Origin of the sequence: Spirillospora sp. NPDC048819, assembly GCF_040650055.1 — a bacterium.
Taxonomy (GTDB): domain Bacteria; phylum Actinomycetota; class Actinomycetes; order Streptosporangiales; family Streptosporangiaceae; genus Spirillospora.
On sequence record NZ_JBEZGN010000041.1, the window covers coordinates 68160 to 84422 of the forward strand.

Annotated in this window: 17 protein-coding genes; 9 read left to right on the forward strand and 8 right to left on the reverse strand. The window is 74.0% G+C overall.

Annotated features, from left to right (window positions below; translation table 11 throughout):
* Nucleotide 1 precedes the first annotated feature (1 nt).
* Complete coding sequence (locus AB0C35_RS38270; RefSeq protein ID WP_358467038.1) at nt 2–769, reverse strand: hypothetical protein; 768 nt, start codon at nt 767–769, stop codon at nt 2–4.
* Nucleotides 770–1043: 274 nt separating this feature from the next.
* Between AB0C35_RS38270 and AB0C35_RS38275 the strand changes: the two genes are divergently transcribed.
* From AB0C35_RS38275 to AB0C35_RS38300, 6 genes are all read left to right on the forward strand, one after another.
* A complete protein-coding gene (locus AB0C35_RS38275) occupies nt 1044–2669 on the forward strand; it encodes a lysine 5,6-aminomutase subunit alpha (RefSeq protein ID WP_358467040.1) in 1626 nt (541 codons plus the stop codon).
* Nucleotides 2666–3508 (forward strand): OAM dimerization domain-containing protein, encoded by an 843-nt coding sequence (locus AB0C35_RS38280; RefSeq protein ID WP_358467042.1) that lies wholly within the window; start codon nt 2666–2668, stop codon nt 3506–3508. The genes AB0C35_RS38275 and AB0C35_RS38280 overlap by 4 nt, the downstream gene beginning before the upstream one ends.
* A complete protein-coding gene (locus tag AB0C35_RS38285) occupies nt 3505–3900 on the forward strand; it encodes a hotdog fold domain-containing protein (protein WP_358467044.1) in 396 nt (131 codons plus the stop codon). The genes AB0C35_RS38280 and AB0C35_RS38285 overlap by 4 nt, the downstream gene beginning before the upstream one ends.
* Nucleotides 3901–4510: 610 nt before the next feature.
* On the forward strand, nt 4511–6298 hold the full coding sequence (lnt, locus tag AB0C35_RS38290) for an apolipoprotein N-acyltransferase (RefSeq protein WP_358467046.1): 1788 nt from the start codon (nt 4511–4513) through the stop codon (nt 6296–6298).
* 5 nt (nt 6299–6303) lie between these two features.
* On the forward strand, nt 6304–7050 hold the full coding sequence (locus AB0C35_RS38295) for a polyprenol monophosphomannose synthase (RefSeq protein WP_358467048.1): 747 nt from the start codon (nt 6304–6306) through the stop codon (nt 7048–7050).
* Between the two features lie 394 nt (nt 7051–7444).
* Nucleotides 7445–7972 carry an FxsA family protein gene (locus AB0C35_RS38300; RefSeq protein ID WP_358467050.1) on the forward strand — a complete coding sequence of 176 codons (528 nt, stop codon included), beginning with the start codon at nt 7445–7447 and terminating at the stop codon, nt 7970–7972.
* 58 nt (nt 7973–8030) lie between these two features.
* Here AB0C35_RS38300 and AB0C35_RS38305 read toward each other — a convergent pair whose 3' ends face one another.
* From AB0C35_RS38305 to AB0C35_RS38315, 3 genes are read right to left on the reverse strand one after another with little or no spacing between them, the layout of a single operon-like run.
* Nucleotides 8031–8828, reverse strand: a complete 798-nt coding sequence (locus AB0C35_RS38305) for an ABC transporter permease subunit (protein WP_358467052.1) — start codon at nt 8826–8828, stop codon at nt 8031–8033.
* Complete coding sequence (locus AB0C35_RS38310; RefSeq protein WP_358467054.1) at nt 8825–10261, reverse strand: ABC transporter permease subunit; 1437 nt, start codon at nt 10259–10261, stop codon at nt 8825–8827. Before AB0C35_RS38310 ends, AB0C35_RS38305 begins: the two co-directional genes overlap by 4 nt.
* Complete coding sequence (locus AB0C35_RS38315) at nt 10258–11187, reverse strand: ATP-binding cassette domain-containing protein (protein WP_358467056.1); 930 nt, start codon at nt 11185–11187, stop codon at nt 10258–10260. Before AB0C35_RS38315 ends, AB0C35_RS38310 begins: the two co-directional genes overlap by 4 nt.
* Nucleotides 11188–11322: 135 nt before the next feature.
* On the opposite strand from AB0C35_RS38315, the gene AB0C35_RS38320 reads away from it, so the two are divergent.
* Both AB0C35_RS38320 and AB0C35_RS38325 read left to right on the forward strand, forming a co-directional pair.
* A complete protein-coding gene (locus AB0C35_RS38320) occupies nt 11323–12351 on the forward strand; it encodes a sensor histidine kinase (protein WP_358467058.1) in 1029 nt (342 codons plus the stop codon).
* 30 nt (nt 12352–12381) lie between these two features.
* On the forward strand, nt 12382–13086 hold the full coding sequence (locus AB0C35_RS38325; RefSeq protein WP_358467060.1) for a response regulator transcription factor: 705 nt from the start codon (nt 12382–12384) through the stop codon (nt 13084–13086).
* Nucleotides 13087–13176: 90 nt separating this feature from the next.
* Here AB0C35_RS38325 and AB0C35_RS38330 read toward each other — a convergent pair whose 3' ends face one another.
* The 3 genes from AB0C35_RS38330 to AB0C35_RS38340 form a co-directional block, all read right to left on the reverse strand.
* The gene (locus AB0C35_RS38330) at nt 13177–13521 is read right to left on the reverse strand and encodes an RNA polymerase-binding protein RbpA (RefSeq protein ID WP_067638127.1); all 345 of its coding nucleotides are present in this window, start codon (nt 13519–13521) and stop codon (nt 13177–13179) included.
* 139 nt (nt 13522–13660) lie between these two features.
* A complete protein-coding gene (locus tag AB0C35_RS38335) occupies nt 13661–14266 on the reverse strand; it encodes an ATP-dependent Clp protease proteolytic subunit (protein WP_358467062.1) in 606 nt (201 codons plus the stop codon).
* Nucleotides 14263–14904 carry an ATP-dependent Clp protease proteolytic subunit gene (locus AB0C35_RS38340; RefSeq protein WP_358467064.1) on the reverse strand — a complete coding sequence of 214 codons (642 nt, stop codon included), beginning with the start codon at nt 14902–14904 and terminating at the stop codon, nt 14263–14265. Before AB0C35_RS38340 ends, AB0C35_RS38335 begins: the two co-directional genes overlap by 4 nt.
* 96 nt (nt 14905–15000) lie before the next feature.
* Here AB0C35_RS38340 and AB0C35_RS38345 point away from each other — a divergent pair, with 96 nt between their 5' ends.
* Nucleotides 15001–15294 (forward strand): type II toxin-antitoxin system Phd/YefM family antitoxin, encoded by a 294-nt coding sequence (locus AB0C35_RS38345; RefSeq protein WP_358467066.1) that lies wholly within the window; start codon nt 15001–15003, stop codon nt 15292–15294.
* A gap of 58 nt (nt 15295–15352) precedes the next feature.
* Here the strand turns inward: AB0C35_RS38345 and AB0C35_RS38350 are convergent, their stop codons facing one another.
* Nucleotides 15353–16159, reverse strand: a complete 807-nt coding sequence (locus AB0C35_RS38350) for a glycerophosphodiester phosphodiesterase (protein ID WP_358467068.1) — start codon at nt 16157–16159, stop codon at nt 15353–15355.
* Nucleotides 16160–16263 lie beyond the last annotated feature (104 nt).

Consider the following 16263-nt stretch of genomic DNA (forward strand, 5'->3'; position numbering starts at 1 on the left):
CTCAGCCACCTCCGGCGATGCGCCGCAGTTCGGCGTGCAGGCCCGTGAACGCCTCCGGTCCGACGGCCAGGGCGCCGCTGAACACGTGCGAGATGTCGACGGTCAGGTACGTCCCGGCGGCGAGCAGCGCGGCCATCAGCGACAGCGGGACCAGCGCCATGCCGCGCGGGCGGGCGCCCGCCAGGAACGGCAGCAGCACGACCGCGGCCCCGGTCACGACGGTGACGGCGAGCAGCCCGGCGGGCGGCGTCGTCCGGGCGTCCATGGCGCGCTGCCGGCGGGCCGCGGAGATCTCGCCGAGATGGGTGAGCACGGTGGCGCGGGCGTCCTTGAGCTCGTCGGTGCCGCCCTCGACCGCGATGACGTCGCGGCGCAGGCCGTCCAGTTCCGCCCAGCCGCGGGGGCTGAGCCGTCCGTTCTCCATGAGCCTCCATTCGGGGCCGCGGACGAGGTCGACGTACTCGCGCAGCTCCCGCTGGACGTGCCGTGCGTCCGCCTCGGGCAGCCGCGTCGCGGCCCAGGACGCCTCGGCGATCGCCTGGCTCTCGGCGTAGGTGTTGGAGCGCGCGGCGTCCGACGACGTCCACGGCACGACGACGGCGATCGCGAACGCCAGCAGGAACAGCGCGGACAGCATCGCGCCGGCGTGCGAGGCGGTGGGGCCGTCGGGGTCGGGGTCGTCCAGGGCCCGGCGCGTGCGCCGCAGCAGCCGGCTCGTGATGATCACCACGGCGACCGCGCAGGCCGCGGCCGCACAGTAAACGATCATGTCCCTCCCGGAGAGCCGTTCACCGTCACCATCGGTGAGTGTAGCTTTACGGATCGTTGCTACCGGTGGGTTCCGCTTGGGCCTCACCTGAAGGTGAGGTGACCGCCCGGCCGGGGGAAGATGAGTCTGTGCACCGAAGGCAGGCCAGGGAGATCTCCTGCCAGTTCTTGTGAAATATGGTGTTGATGCCGGAAGATCTCCTGTAGATGACCCGGTATGAAGGATGATTGATGGAACCGGCCTGAGAGGGGCGGCTGCGTGAGGGGAGACGGCAATGGCGCCGCAGGGAAAGCTGGACCTCGACCCGGAGGTGGTGCGCACCGCCCGGCGGCTGGCCGCCCGGGCCGCCGAGCCCATCATCGACATGGCGCGCTCCCACACCACCGTCTCCGTTGAGCGGGCCCTGCTGCGGCTGGCCGGCCTCACCGGCGCCGACGACGGGGGGCGCCCCTGGGCCAACCACCTCGCCGACGCCGTCCGCGACCAGGTCGGCCTGGAGCACGGCGTGGCCCTGCCGGTCTGGGACGCGCTGCTGAACGGCCCGCACGGCTCCCTCGGCGACCTCGCCCAGGCCGCGGCGCGGGGACGCGTGTCGTTCCGGCTGCCGTCGGGAACCGACGCCGCGCACGCCCGCAAGGCCGCCGGGGAGGCGGCCCGCGGCGGGATCGCCCGCGTCGACCGGCGCCGCGTTGAACGGGACCGGCTGCTCGCCGAACTGCCGCCCCCCGACGCGGCGGACCCGCCCAGGCCGCTGGTCTACCTGATCGTGGCGACCGGCGACATCTACGAGGACGTCCCCCAGGCGCAGGCAGCCGCGCGCGAGGGCGCCGACGTCGTCGCGGTCATCCGCTCTACCGGGCAGTCGCTGCTGGACTTCGTCCCCGAAGGCGCCACGCGCGAGGGCTACGCCGGCACCTACGCGACGCGGGAGAACTTCCGGCTGATGCGGTCCGCGCTGGACGAGGTCTCCCGCGAACTCGGCCGGTACGTGCGGCTGACGAACTACGCGTCCGGGCTGTGCATGCCGGAGATCGCGACGCTCGCCGGGCTGGAGCGCCTGGACATGATGCTCAACGACTGCATGTACGGGATCATCTTCCGCGACATCAACCCCCGCCGGACGTTCATCGACCAGCGCTTCTCCCGGCAGATCCACGCCCGCGCCGGAATCACGATCAACACCGGCGAGGACAACTACCTCACCACCGCCGACGCGGTCGACGCCGCGCACACCGTGATCGTCAGCCAGCTGCTGAACGAGCGGTTCGGGCACGAGGCGGGCCTGGCCGACGCCCAGCTCGGCCTCGGCCACGCCTTCGAGATCAACCCGGCGATCCCCGAGTCGTTCCGGCTGGAGCTGGCGCACGCCCAGCTCGTCCGGGAGCTGTTCCCCGGCGCGCCGCTGAAGTACATGCCGCCGACCAAGCACATGACCGGCAACATCTTCGCCGGCTACCTGCTGGACGCCTTCTTCAACCTCGCCGGCGTGATGACCGGCCAGTCGATCATCCTGATCGGGATGATGACCGAGGGCATCCACACCCCCTGGCTCTCGGACCGCGACCTGGCGCTGGAGAACGTCCGCTACGTCCGCGACGCCTGCGGCGGACTCGCCGAGGACTTCATGCCCCGCCCGGACGGCATGCTCGTCCAGCGCGCCAAGCGGGTGCTGTCGGAGTCGGTTGAGCTGCTGGAGCGCGTCAGCGACGACGGCCTGCTCACCGCGATCGCCGAGGGCACCTTCGGCGTCACCCGCCGCCCGCCCGACGGCGGCAAGGGCCTGGACGGCGTCGTCCCCCGCGCCGACGGCTACGTCAACCCGGCGATCGAGATCCTCGACTCCGAGGACCCGCACGCCGCCCGCCCCGCCGACACCGCTGAGCAGGAGGTGCCCGCATGACGGTCCAGAGCCCCGGAACCGGTGCGCAGACCCCGGTCGAGCCCGCCGACACCCGGCAGGTGATCCGCCCCTACGGCGACACCACCGGGGACGGCATGGTGCAGATGTCGTTCACGCTCCCGGTCCCGGCCGGCAAACGCGCCGACGCCGCCGCGCTGCAGCTCGCGGGGAAGATGGGCCTGGACCCCGCCAGCGTCGTGCACGCCAAGCCGATGGGTCCGGACTTCACGTTCTTCATCGTGTACGGGAAGGTGCGGCACCTCGTCGACTACGCCTCCATCCCCGTCCCCGAGGAACGCGCCTACCCGCTGCTGACCGCCCAGGAGGCGAACCTGGCGATCCGCGGCGCGCTGAACCGGCGGCTGGTGGTCGTCGGCGCCTGCATCGGCACCGACGCCCACACCGTCGGCATCGACGCGATCCTCAACGTCAAGGGATTCGCGGGGGAGAAGGGCCTGGAGTACTACCGCGAGATCCAGGTGGTCAACATGGGCGCCCAGGTCACCGTGGCCGAGCTCGTCGAGCGCGCCAAGGCCGAGGACGCCGACGCGGTCCTGGTGTCGCAGGTCGTCACCCAGCGCAACGCGCACCTGCACAACACCAAGCAGATGGCCGCCGCGTTCCACGCCGAGTACCCGACCGCCGTGGCCGGCGGCATGGGGCGGCCGCTGCTGGTCGTCGGCGGCCCCCGGTTCGACACCGTCACCGAGGCCGACCTCGGGGTCGACCGGATCTTCGGCAAGGGCACCACGCCGGCCGAGGTCGCCAGCTACCTCGTGCACGCCCTGCTCCCCGGCGAGACCCCGGCGGGCGACGACGATCCGGAGGACGAGTCATGAGCGACCCGCGCGAGGGGCTGGCGGTCACGCACCGCCGCTACATCCCCTACTCCCACGCCCACTACGCGGGCGACCTGGTCGACGGCGCCTACGTCCTCGGGCTGTTCGGGGACGCGGCGACGGAGCTGTGCGTCCGCACCGACGGAGACGAGGGGCTGTTCGCCTCCTACTCCGACGTGCAGTTCCGCGCCCCGGTCCGCGCGGGCGACGTCCTGGAGACCACCGCCGTCCTCGCCCGCGCCGGCACCCGCAGCCGCGTGATGGAGTTCGAGGCCCGGGTGGTGTGCCGGGGCCGCCCGGACAAGGGGGAATCGGCGGCCGAGGTGCTGCCCGACCCGATCGTCGCGGTGACCGCCACCGGAACCGTCGTGGTCGCCCCGCCCGGCCCTTGAAACCGGGCGGGGCGCCCGCCCGCCGCACCCGTGATCGTCGATCTTTGACCGGGAAAACGCACACCTCGCGATCATGGCGCTGAGCTGGGGGAACATGGAGTCGCCGCAGAACATGCGGCGGTTGACAAGGTGGCTGGAGCCGGTAGTTTTGCTGCAGTCCAGCACGGGACTCACCGATCGGCCGCCCGAGGCGCCGCCGGGCACCGCGCCACGACGGGGACGGGGGATCACGCTCAGTGGTCAACGCCGCGCCCGCCCGAGCCAGCGCGGTGATCCGGAGCCGTGCCCGGGCGGAGCCGCCCGATCGCGCGGGGGGTTGGACCCGGGAAGGGCCCGGACATCCAGTAGAAAACGGACGCTCGTTCTCACCGCCTGTGGGACGACTCCGGCCCGACGGGTGTCGCGGGCCCTCTTCCGTGTGCGCGCCCCCATCCGTGTGCGCCCTCACATTCCGCGGGTGCCGCCTCCGTGTGCAACCTCCGCCTGCCGCCTCTTGCGTGTGCGCCGCCTCGCGACCCGCCGCGGGCCGTGACCGGCAGAGGGCCGTGGTCGCCGTGACGGCCCGAGCCCGGTAGCGTTCCCGGAAGGGAACGAGGGAACGAGGTGGGACGTGGCCCAGGAGACCCTCCCGGATCGGTCACCGGCCAAGAGCACGGTCACCGGCACGGGCACGGGCGGTGAACCGGGCGGCGCGATACGCCCGGGCTGGGCCGCCCGCCTGAGCGACGGCGTGCGCCGCGGCGGCCGCGCGGGCTGGCCGCGCACGCTGCTGGCCGTCGCCGCCGGGCTGGTCATGTGGCTCGCCTTCCCGCCCGCGGACCTGACGCCCCTGGCCCCCGCCGGCGTCGCGCTGCTCACCCTCGCGCTGCGCGGCCTGACCGCTCGCACCGGCGCCTGGCTCGGCTTCGTCGGCGGCGCCGCGTTCTTCATTCCCGTCCTGGAGGGCATCGTCCAGATCGGCCCGGACGCGTGGATCGTGCTCGCCCTCGTCCAGGGCCTGTACTTCCTGCCGCTCGGCGCCGGGATCGCCATGGTCACCCGGCTGCCCGGCTGGCCGGTGTGGACGGCGGCGCTGTGGATCGGCGAAGAGCTGATCCGCGGCCACGTCCCGTTCGGCGGATTCCCGTGGGCGCGGCTCGCCTTCAGCCAGACCGCCACGCCGCTGACCCCCTACGCCTCGCTGGGCGGCGCGCCCCTGGTCACGTTCCTGACCGCCCTGATCGGCGGGCTGCTCGCCTACGCGGCCGTCGCCGCCCACCGCGCCCGCACCGCCATGACCGCCCGCCCGGACGGCGAGTCCGCCGCGGACGCCGACCGGGTCGACGCCGACCCCACCCGGGACGACGCCGAGGGGGACGAGACCCCCGAGACCGCCGAGACCGGCGTGGACGGCGAGCAGGCGCCCGGGACGCGGGCGGGATGGCGTCCCCTGGTCCCCGTCGCCGCCTCCCTCGCCGTGATCGCCGCCGTCGTCGGGGGCGGGATGCTGATCCCCACGCCCACGGCCGGGCGGCCCGTGACCGTCGCCGTCGTCCAGGGCAACGTTCCGCGCCTCGGCCTGGACTTCCTCGGCCAGCGCAAGGCCGTCCTGAACAACCACGTCGAGGCCACCCACGAGCTGGCCGCGCGGGTCCGCGCCGGGAAGGTCCCGCAGCCGGAGCTGGTGGTGTGGCCGGAGAACGCCAGCGACCTGGACCCCTACACCGAGCCGGAGGCCTACACCGCCATCGACGCCGCGGTGAAGGACGTCGGCGTCCCCGTCCTGGTCGGCGCCCTCACCGACACGCCCGACGGCGAGAAGGTCGAGAACCGCGGCATCGTGTGGGACCCGCAGACCGGGCCGGGCGACTACTACGTCAAGCGGCACCCCGTCCCGTTCGGGGAGTACCTCCCGTTCCGCGACGTCCTCACCAAGCTGATCACGCGGTTCGAGCGGATCCCGCGCGACTTCGCCAAGGGCACCCGTTCCGGCGTGATGCAGCTCGGCCCGGTCACGATCGGCGACGTCATCTGCTTCGAGGTCGCCTACGACAAGGAGGTCCGCGACGTGGCGCGCGGGAACCTCCTGGTCGTGCAGACCAACAACGCCACCTACGGCAGGACGAGCCTGCCGCCGCAGCAGATCGCGATGTCGCGGCTGCGCGCGGTGGAACATGGCCGTACGATCTTGGTTGCCGCGACCAGCGGGATCAGCGCGATCGTCGCCCCGGACGGGCGGATGATCGACAAGTCCCGCGAGTTCGTCCCCGACATCCAGGTCGAGACCGTCCCGGCGCGGACGGCCACCACCCTGTCGGACCGGCTGGGCGCCGCGCCCGAGTGGGCGCTCGCGGCGCTCGGGCTCGGCGCGATCTTCGCGGCGGCATGGACGGCGGCGCGCGAGAACGAGGGGAACTGACACCGATGGAGATCCCAGCCGACCTCGGCCGGGTGCTCGTGATCATCCCGACCTACAACGAGCGGGACAACATCGAGGGCATCGCCGGCCGGGTACGCGAGGCGGTGCCGGCGGCGGACGTCCTGGTGGTCGACGACGCGAGCCCCGACGGCACCGGCGAGGTCGCCGACGCCATGGCCGACAAGGACGAGCAGATCAGCGTCCTGCACCGCGAGGGCAAGGACGGTCTCGGCCCGGCCTACATCGCCGGGTTCCGGTGGGCCGCCGAGCGCGGCTACGACGTCATGGTCGAGATGGACGCCGACGGCTCCCACCAGCCCGAGGAGCTGCCGCGCCTGCTGGCGGCCCTGGCGGACGCCGACCTGGTCATCGGGGCCCGCTGGGTCCCGGGCGGCGAGGTGCGCAACTGGCCCAAGCGGCGCGAGGCGCTGTCGCGCGGCGCCAACACCTATGCGCGGCTGATGCTCGGCATCCCGCTGCACGACGCCACCGGCGGCTACCGCGCGTTCCGCGCCGCGACGCTGGAGAAGATCGGGCTCGATGACGTCGACTCGCGCGGCTACTGCTTCCAGATCGACCTGGCGCTGCGGGCGCTGCGGCAGGGGCTGCGCGTCGTGGAGGTCCCCATCACGTTCGTCGAACGCGTCCACGGCACCAGCAAGATGAACCGGGACGTCATGGCCGAGGCGGCGCTGCGCATCACCCAGTGGGGCGTATCCGACCGCGCCGGCAGGCTCCGCCCACCCCGCTGAACCCCGGACCCCACCGAACCCCGCGCCCCGGCTGAACCGCGGCCCCGGCCGAATCGCCGGGCCGGCCGAACCGGGCCCCGGCTGAACCGCGCCCTGGCTGAACCGTGGTCCGGCCGAACCGTGGTCTGGCCGAACCGCCGGGTCGGCTGAACCGCGGCCCGGCCGAATCGGGGCTCCGGCCGAATCGCCGGGCCGGCCGAACCGGGCCCCGGCTGAACCGCGCCCTGGCTGAACCGCGGCCCGGCCGAATCGGGGCTCCGGCCGAACCGGGCCCGGCCGAGTTGCGGCCCGGCCGGACCGCCGGGTCCGGGGATTCGCGGGTCCGGTGGGTAACGAACGGGCGCGGTGTCGCGTTGTACGGGATGAGGCTTTCGACGACCCCGAAGATGGAGCCATGCTGCCGCTGCTGATCGTCCTGGCGTTCGTGCTGGTGCCGGTCCTGGAGATCTACGTCCTGATCCAGGTCGGCGAGGTGATCGGCGCCTGGCCGCTGGTCGGGCTGCTGGCCGCCGAGGTCGTCCTCGGCGCGTGGATCATCCGGCGGGAGGGCCTCCGCGCGTGGGGCGCGCTGTACGACACCGTCCGCAGCGGCGTCCTGCAGGACCGGGAACTCGGCGACGCGGTGCTGGTCATGGCCGGCGGGGTGCTGATCATGCTGCCCGGCCTCATCACCGACGTGCTCGGCGCCGTGCTCGTGCTGCCGTTCACCCGGCCGCTGCTCAAACGGGCGATGTCGGCGTTCGCGGCGCGGCGGATGCGGGCGGCCGAGGCGCGCGGCGTGAGGTTCCCGCCGCCCGGCGTCGGCGGCGCCGGATTCGATCCCTTCGGCGCGCGGCCGGGCCCCGAGCGGGTGGAGACCCCGCCCGGGCCCGTGGTCCGCGGCGAGGTCGTCCACGACGACGACACGACCTCCAAGACCTGACGCCGAACCCCGCCCGCAGGCGTCCCACCCGGCCCTTCCGGGCGTCCCGCCCGGTCTCTCAGGCGTCCCGGCGGGCGAACAGGGCACCGCCCGCCAGCAGCGCCGCCGCCGCGTACCCGGCCAGGACGCCCATCCCCGCCCACGGCCCGATCGGCAGCAGGTCCAGGTCGCGGGTCGACTGCACGGCCAGGCCCGCCGACATCGGCGCCAGCCTTTCCAGGCGCTCCTGCCACCGCGCGTCCCCGATGAGCCGCGTGATGATCGGGACGATCCACAGCAGCGCCAGGACGGCCGTGACGGCCGCCGCCTGCTCCCGCACCGCCGTGCCCACCCCGAGCGCCAGCAGCGCCACCAGCACCAGGTAAAGGACGGTCCCGGCCGCGGCGCGGGCCGTGGGCCCGTCCGTCAGCGACAGCGGCGGGTAGCCGCTCGCGGCGGTGAACCCGTTGCCGGGCGCAATGCCCCGGCCCGCCGCCAGCGACGCCAGCACCCCGGCCGTCCCCGCGGCGGCGACGGTTCCGGCGACGACGGCGGCCTTGGCGGCCAGGACCGTGCCGCGGCGCGGGACGGCCGCCAGCGTCGCTGTGATCGTCCCGGTGGCGTACTCGCCGCCGACGGCCAGCACGCCCAGCACGATCGCGGCGACCTGCCCGACCTGGACGCCCGACAGCGACAGCTTGGGCAGGTCCTCCCGGCAGCCGGCGGGCGTCGGGCAGTGGGAGGTGTCGACCGCGCCGGTCACCGCCGCGCCGACGGCCAGCGTGATCCCCGCCAGGGCCGGCAGCAGCCACATCGTGCTGGGCAGAGTCCGCAGCTTCGTCCACTCCGCGCGCACCGCGCGGGCCGCCACCGTCACGCGTCCCGCCGCCTGACCAGCCACAGCGCGGCGGCCAGCGCCACCGCCGTGTAGGCGCACAGCACACCGAACCCGGCCCACGGGCCGATCGCCCGGTCGAACCGCGTCACCGTCTGCTGGATCGCGAACCCGGCCGCCGGCGTCAGCCGCTCCAGCCACCGCGCCGCCGACAGCGGCAGCCCGGTCGCCACGATCTGCGGGACGAGCAACAGCAGCAGCACCACGGTGATCGCCGGTGCGCTGCGGCGCACGATCACGGCGACCGCCAGGCTGAACACAGCGATCACGCCGAGCAGCGCCGCCGTCCCGAGGACGGCCCGCAGCACCGCCGCGTCCCCCAGCGGCGGCGGCGCCATCCCGTTCGAGCGCATCAGCGGCCCGGCCAGCAGTACCGAGCCGAACGCCGCGACCAGCCCCGCCGCCAGCGACACCAGCCCCGCCACGGTCGCCTTGGCGGCCAGCACACGGCCGCGCCGCGGGCTCGCGGCGAACGTCGTGCGCAGCATCCCGCGCCGGTACTCGGCCGTCACGAACAGCACCGCCAGCGCGACGATGGCGGTCTGGCCGATGAGGACGCCGGTGAGCATGGTCTTGGTGGCGTCGTGGGCGAACGCGTTGTGCCCGATGTCGCCGAACCCCGACAGCGTGAACGTCCCGCCGGACAGTGTGCGGCCGGTGGACACCGGGGCGGCGGGACCGCCCGGTGCGCCCCGGTCGCGCCAGGCCGTGCCCGGCTGCGACGGGGACACCGACACGTGGTCGAACGTCGCCGTGGTGTCGGCCGGCTCCGCGGTGACGGACTCGCTGCCGAACCGCCGCTCCACCTCGATCGCGTCCCGGACGGCGACGAACATGCCCGCCTGCGCGGACCGCGGCAGCCCCTCCAGCCGCACCGACCCGACGCGGCGCCAGTCGCGTCCGTCCGCGGACTCGTAGCCCGTCACGGTCGTGCCCGAGCGGGTCAGACGGAGCCAGCGCGGCACGCTCCCCGTCCCGCCGCCGGCGCCGTCGCCGCGGTAGCCGGTCTGCAGCCTGACACCGTGCCCGGGCGTCACCATCAGCGCCGCGTACGGGGTACCGCGCTCGGCGCTGCCCCGGATCATCAGCCCCGCCTTCGCCCACTCGCCCCCGCCGTTCTGGGACGTGACACGGGCGACGACCGTGCCGTCCCCGGCCAGCGGCCGGTAGGTGAAGTGCCCCATGTCGAAGATCTCCGCACGGGCCGGAGAGACGGTCCCCTCACCGGTGCCCGTCGACACGCTCCCCGCGGCCGTCAGCAGAGCGACGAGCACCGTCAGCGCGACCGCCGTCATGAGCGTCAGCACCCACCGCGGGACGGTGCGGAGCTTGGTCCACTCGGCCAGCAGCAGCCGCCCGAACCCGTCGCGGGCCTGCGCCCCGACCGTGCTGCGGTACGACACCGGCGCGGTCACTGGGCCTCCCGCCCGGCCGCGGCCTGGAACTCCACTGCGTCCCTGGTCAGCTCCATGTAGGCCTCCTCCAGAGTGGCGCGGTGCTCGGAGATGCCGGTGAACGCCACTCCGGCATCGGTGAGCAGTTCGATGATCTGCTCGGCGGGCGGGCCCGCGACGGTCACGGTGTCCCGGCCGGTCGCCGTGACGGTGGCACCCGCCCGCGCCAGCACCGTCATGGCCTCCTGCCGCTCGGCGGTGCGCAGCTCGACCCGCCCGCCGGACGCGGCGGCCAGCAGTTCCGCGACGCCGGTGTCGGCGATCACGCGGCCCCGCCCGATCACCACCAGATGGTCGGCGCCGCCCTCCAGCTCGCTCATCAGATGGCTGGACACCAGCACCGCGCGGCCCTCGGCGGCCAGCGACCGCAGCAGCCCCCGGATCCAGGTGATGCCTTCGGGGTCCAGGCCGTTCACCGGCTCGTCGAACATCAGCACCGGCGGGTCGCCGAGCAGCGCCGCCGCGATCCCGAGCCGCTGCCGCATGCCGAGCGAGAACCCGCCGGCCCGCCGCCGCGCCGCGCTCGCCAGCCCCGCCAGCTCGATGACCTCGTCGACGCGGCGGCCCGGCAGGCCGTTGGCGTGCGCGAGCCACCGCAGGTGGTCGCGGGCGCGCCGCGCCGGGTGCACCGCCGACGCGTCCAGCATCGCCCCGAGCCGGCACAGCGGCGTGCGCAGCGTCCGGTACGGTCGCCCGCCGACGAGCGCCGTCCCCGCGTCGGGCCGGTCCAGCCCCATGATCATCCGCATGGTGGTGGACTTGCCGGCGCCGTTCGGGCCGACGAACCCGGTGACCCGCCCCGGGCCGACCGTGAACGAAAGGTCGTCCACGGCGAGCGTCGGCCCGTACCGCTTGCGCAGGCCCCGCACTTCGATGGTTGCTTCCATGACCGGGAGGCTACGGACCGCGGCGGGGCCGGGGCGTCACGCCGTGGAGCCGTTCACCGCGGGCGGCGGCGGGGGACCGGGCGTCCCCCTGGGGAGGGACGCCGCCGCGCCGCCGTCACCGCCACAATGGTCTCCGTGGGGCGGAGCGCTGAAGGGGCCGGGCGCCGGCCGGGGCGGTGGCCGGTGGTGGGCGCGTGCCTGGCCGCGGCCGGGGCCGCCGAGGCCGTGTACCGCACGCACGGATCCGGGGCCGTGCTGGCGCCGGCGATCCTGGTGGACGTGGCCGCGACGCTGCCGCTCGTCCTGGCCCGCGACCGGATCACCGCCGCCGCGGTCGCGGTCACCGCCGCGGCCGCCGCCGCGTGCGTCCTGCACGGCGGCGTCGCCGTCGCCGCCCTGGCGGCGCTGGTCACCGCCTGGGCCGCGCTCGTCCGCCGCGTGATCGTGCGGCGCCGCGCCGAGGCCGCCGCGCTGGACGCCTCCCGCCGCGCGTTCGAGGAGACGCTCCTGGAGCACACCGCGCGCGGCGAACGCGCCCGCATCGCCCGCGAACTCCACGACGTCGTCGCCCACCACATCTCGATGATCTCCGTTCAGGCGGAGACGGCCCGCCTCGCCGTCCCCGGCATGCCCGACGAGGGCGCCAAGCGGCTGCTGGCCATCGGCGACACCGCCCGGACCGCCCTCACCGAGATGCGGCGGCTGCTCGGCGTGCTGCGCGAGGACGCCGGCGCCGAGCCCACCCGCCTGCCCCAGCCCGGCCTGCGGCAGCTCCTCGACCTCGTCGACGAGACCCGCGACTCCGGCGCCGCCGGCGTCCGGCTGATCCTGCGCGGCGGCGTCGCCGCCCTCGACCCGGGGCTGGAGCTCGCCGCGTACCGGATCGTCCAGGAGGCCCTGACCAACGCCCGCAGGCACGCCCCCGGAGCCGCCGTCGACGTGGAGGTCGAATACACGCCGGAGGCGCTGCGCGTCAGCGTCCGCGACAACGGGCCCGGACCGGCGCCCGGGATCGCCCCCGCCGGTCACGGCGTCCTCGGCATGCGCGAACGCGCCGCCGCCGTCGGCGGGGACCTGCGCGCAGGCCCCGGCCCGGCCGGCGGGTTCCTGGTGGAGGCGACGCTCCCGGCGGCGGAGCCGCCGTGGCCGGGGGAGACGCCATGACCGGAAACGCGGACGGCCGGGGGAGACGTCATGTCCGATGAGAACGTCCCGTCCGAGGAGGGCGCCGGGGCGGTGCGGGTGGCCGTGGCCGACGATCAGGAGGTAGCCCGGGCCGGGTTCGGCGCCCTGCTGGGCACCCAGCCCGACCTGGACGTCGTCGCCACCGCCGCGGACGGCGCCGCCGCCATCCGCGTCTGCCGCGAGCACCGGCCCGACGTCGTGCTGATGGACGTGCGGATGCCCGTCATGGACGGCATCGAGGCCACCCGCCGCATCACCGCCGAACCCGGCGCCCCGCGCGTCCTGATCCTGACCACGTTCGACCTCGACGAGCACGTCTACGACGCGCTCGTCGCCGGCGCCAGCGGGTTCCTGCTCAAGGACGTCACCGCCGAGCGGCTGTTCGACGCCGTCCGGGTCGTCGCCGGCGGCGAGGCGCTGCTCGCGCCGGCCGTCACCCGCCGCCTCATCGGCGAGTTCGCCCGGCTGCGGCCCCGCCCCCCGTCCGGGACGCGGCACGTCCTGGACGCCCTGACGCCCCGGGAGACCGACGTGCTGCGCCTGGTCGCCGAGGGCCTCACCAACGGCGAGATCGCCGCCCGCCTCGTCGTGGGGGAGGAGACGGTCAAGACCCACGTCAGCCGCGTCCTGCGCAAGCTGGGGCTCCGCGACCGCGTCCAGGCCGTCGTCGCCGCCTACGAGAGCGGCCTGGTCCTGCCCCGGACGGGCCGCTGAGTCCCGCGCCGGGGTTCCGGGCGCCCGGACATGGGACGGGCCCGCACCGGCATCCGGTACGGGCCCGTCCCACTCGAAGAAATCAGATGCTCACGCCGACTTCCTGCGCCCAGCCCGCAGGATCTCCAGTCGCTCCGCCAGGACCTCCTCCAGGTCCTCGACCGTTCTGCGTTCCATGAGCATGTCCCAGTGGGTCCTCGGCGGCTTGCCCTTCTTGGTTTGGGGCAGTTCCCCGTCGACCCGCAGGGCCGTGGCGCCGCAGTTGCGGCATTCCCAGGTCATCGGCACCTCGGCCTCGGCTGCGAGCGTCACGGTGAACCGGTGGCCCTTGGTGCAGGTGTAGTCCACCTCTTGCCGAGGGGCGAGATCGGTGTTGCGATCGTTCTCGTAGCTCGTCGCTCCGAGTCGGGTGCCGCGAAGTGCGCGCTCGGCCATCGTCACGTGCCTCCCAGACGGCTTGCGGTCTTGCCCTGACCAACGCTGAACACCATGACAAGATTCCCGCACCCAGGGTGATCCAACCCTGCTGTTTCGGCCGCACCGGGCCGCCGGTGAGGAACGTCCCGCTCAGACGCTAGTTACGGGATGTGAGCACCTCGTCGATGAGCCCGTAGTCCTTGGCCTCGGCGGCGCTGAAGAAGCGCGCGCGGTCCAGGTCCCGGCGCACGGTGTCGGGTTCGCGCCCGGTCGCCTCCGCCAGGATCGCCTCGGTCTGCGCCCGTAGCCGCAGCACCTCGCGGGCCTGGATGTCCAGGTCGGTGGTGTAGCCCCGCGACACCTCGATCGCCGGCTCGTGCAGCAGGATCCGCGCGCCGGTCAGCGCCGCCCGCCGGCCCGGCGAGCCCGCCGCCAGCAGGACCGCCGCCGCCGCCCCCGCCTGCCCCACGCAGGTCGTCTCGATCGGCGGCGCGACGTAGCGCATCGTGTCGCAGATCGCCAGCATCGCCGTCAGCGACCCGCCCGGCGAGTTGATGTACAGGGCGATGGGGCGGTCGGCGTCCATGCCCTCCAGCGCCAGCAGCTGCGCCGTGACGTCATTGGCACTGGTGTCGTCCACCGGGGCGCCGAGGAACACGATGCGGTCCTCGAACAGCTTGTTGTAGGGGTTGGTGTCCTTGCGCCCGAAGTTCGTCTGTTCCTCGAACTCGGGGACGAGGTAGCGCCTTTCCGCGCGCGTCATGTGCCCACCCGGTCGGTGCTGTCGATGACGTGGTCGACGAAACCATAGTCGCGCGCCTCCTCCGCCGTGAACCATGCGTCGCGGTCCCCGTCGGCCTCGATCTGCTCCAGCGTCCGGCCGGTGTGGAACGCCGTCAGCTCCGCCAGGGTCCGCTTGAGGTACAGCGACTGCTCCGCCTGGATCTTGATGTCGGACGCGGTGCCGCCGATCCCGCCGTGCGGCTGGTGCATCATCACCCGCGAGTGCCGCAGTGCGTAGCGCTTGCCCGCGGTGCCGGCGCACAGCAGCGTCTGGCCCATGGAGGCGGCCATGCCCATCGCGACCGTGGAGATGTCGTTCGGGACGAACCGCATCATGTCGTAGATCGCCATCCCGGCGTCGACGACGCCGCCGGGGGAGTTGATGTAGATCGTGATGTCGCGCCGCGCGTCCTGCGCCGCGAGCAGCAGCAGCTGTGCGTTGACCCGGTTGGCGACCTGGTCGTCGATCTCGGTGCCGAGGAACACGATCCGCCGCGCCAGCAGCCGCTCGTACAGCTGCGCCTCCGCCAGCTGGGGCAGCTCCGCGACCTTGGCCCGGGACCTTCCGACATACGTCTCCGCCCGCCGGGGCAGGTCGTTCTCCGGGGCGTCGAACATGGGTCCTCCTTTGATCATCTGTACATAGCGTACGCTAGGTACGTATGCGGAGCGTACATCCGCGCGCCAGGAGGGACCAGGAAAGTTCGCTATACGATGAACAGCGTGGAAAAGCCGGTAACGGAGGCACGCAAGGAGTTCGCCGATCTGGTGAACCGGGTCGCCTACACGGGGGAGCGCGTGGCGCTGACCCGCCGCGGGAAGATCATGGCCGCCCTCGTGTCGGCGGAAGACCTCGAGCTGCTGGAGAGCCTGCGCGCCGGGCGGCTCGACCTCACCCAGTTCGGCCCGGTGGCCCCGCAGGAGGAACGGCCTCAGCACGGCCCGCTGCGGATCGCGGCGGAGTACCGTCCGGGAGGTCCGCCGCGCCCGCCGGGGTTCGGCCCCTGACCGGGCGGCTTCGGGGCTCCCGGTCGCGGAACGCGGCGCGGCGGCCGGACGCGGCGCGTCAGCCGGTGGTGGCGGCGTCCGGCCAGAGGTTGCGGGACATCATGATGCGGCGCAGTTCGACGATCTCGTCGGTCATGATGCCGTCGATGCCGAGGTCCAGGAGATGCTCCATGGCGGCGGGGTCGTTGACCGTCCAGGCGTGGACCTGCAGGCCCAGTTCGTGGGCGCGGGCGATGAACGACTCGGTGACGAACGGGACGGGCCCGAGGCCGTAGGGGACCTGTGCGCACGCGACGCCGGTGGCGGCGAGGCGGATGAGCTTGGCGGCGGGGCCGCCGTAGGACTTGGCGCGCAGTGCCATCACGCCGCGCGGATCGAGGGCGGTGCACACGTCGCGGTCGGTGAACAGGGGGAGGCGGGCGCGCATCTGCGCCAGCCGGCGGGTGGAGAAGGACGTGATGCACACCCGGTGCCAGGCGTTCGCGCGGTGCAGCGTCGCGGCGAGGGGGCCGATGACCGGGGCGTCCTTCAGGTCGATGTTGACGCGGGCCTCGGGGAACGAGCCGAGGATCTCCTCCAGGCGGGGGATGGGCTCGGTGCCGCCGATGCGGGCCTTGGCGACCTCGGCGTAGGGCAGGCGCGCGATGGTGCCCGTGCGGTCGGTCACGCGGTCCAGGGTGCGGTCGTGGAAGGCGACGACGACGCCGTCCGCGGTGGCGTGGGCATCGGTCTCCAGGTAGCGGTAGCCGAGGTCGACGGCGCGCTGGAACGCGGCCAGGGAGTTCTCGGGGCGGCCGTCCGCGCCGCCCCGGTGGGCGAAGGGGATCGGCCCGGGGTGATCGAGGAATTCGTACGTGCGGCGCACGCGTCCGATTATGGCGGACCGGTCGCCCCGACTGGACCTTACTACGTAAAGGCGCGGGGCCGGAACGTCCGGTGCTAGCGTCGCCACGGCAGTCGATCAGCGAG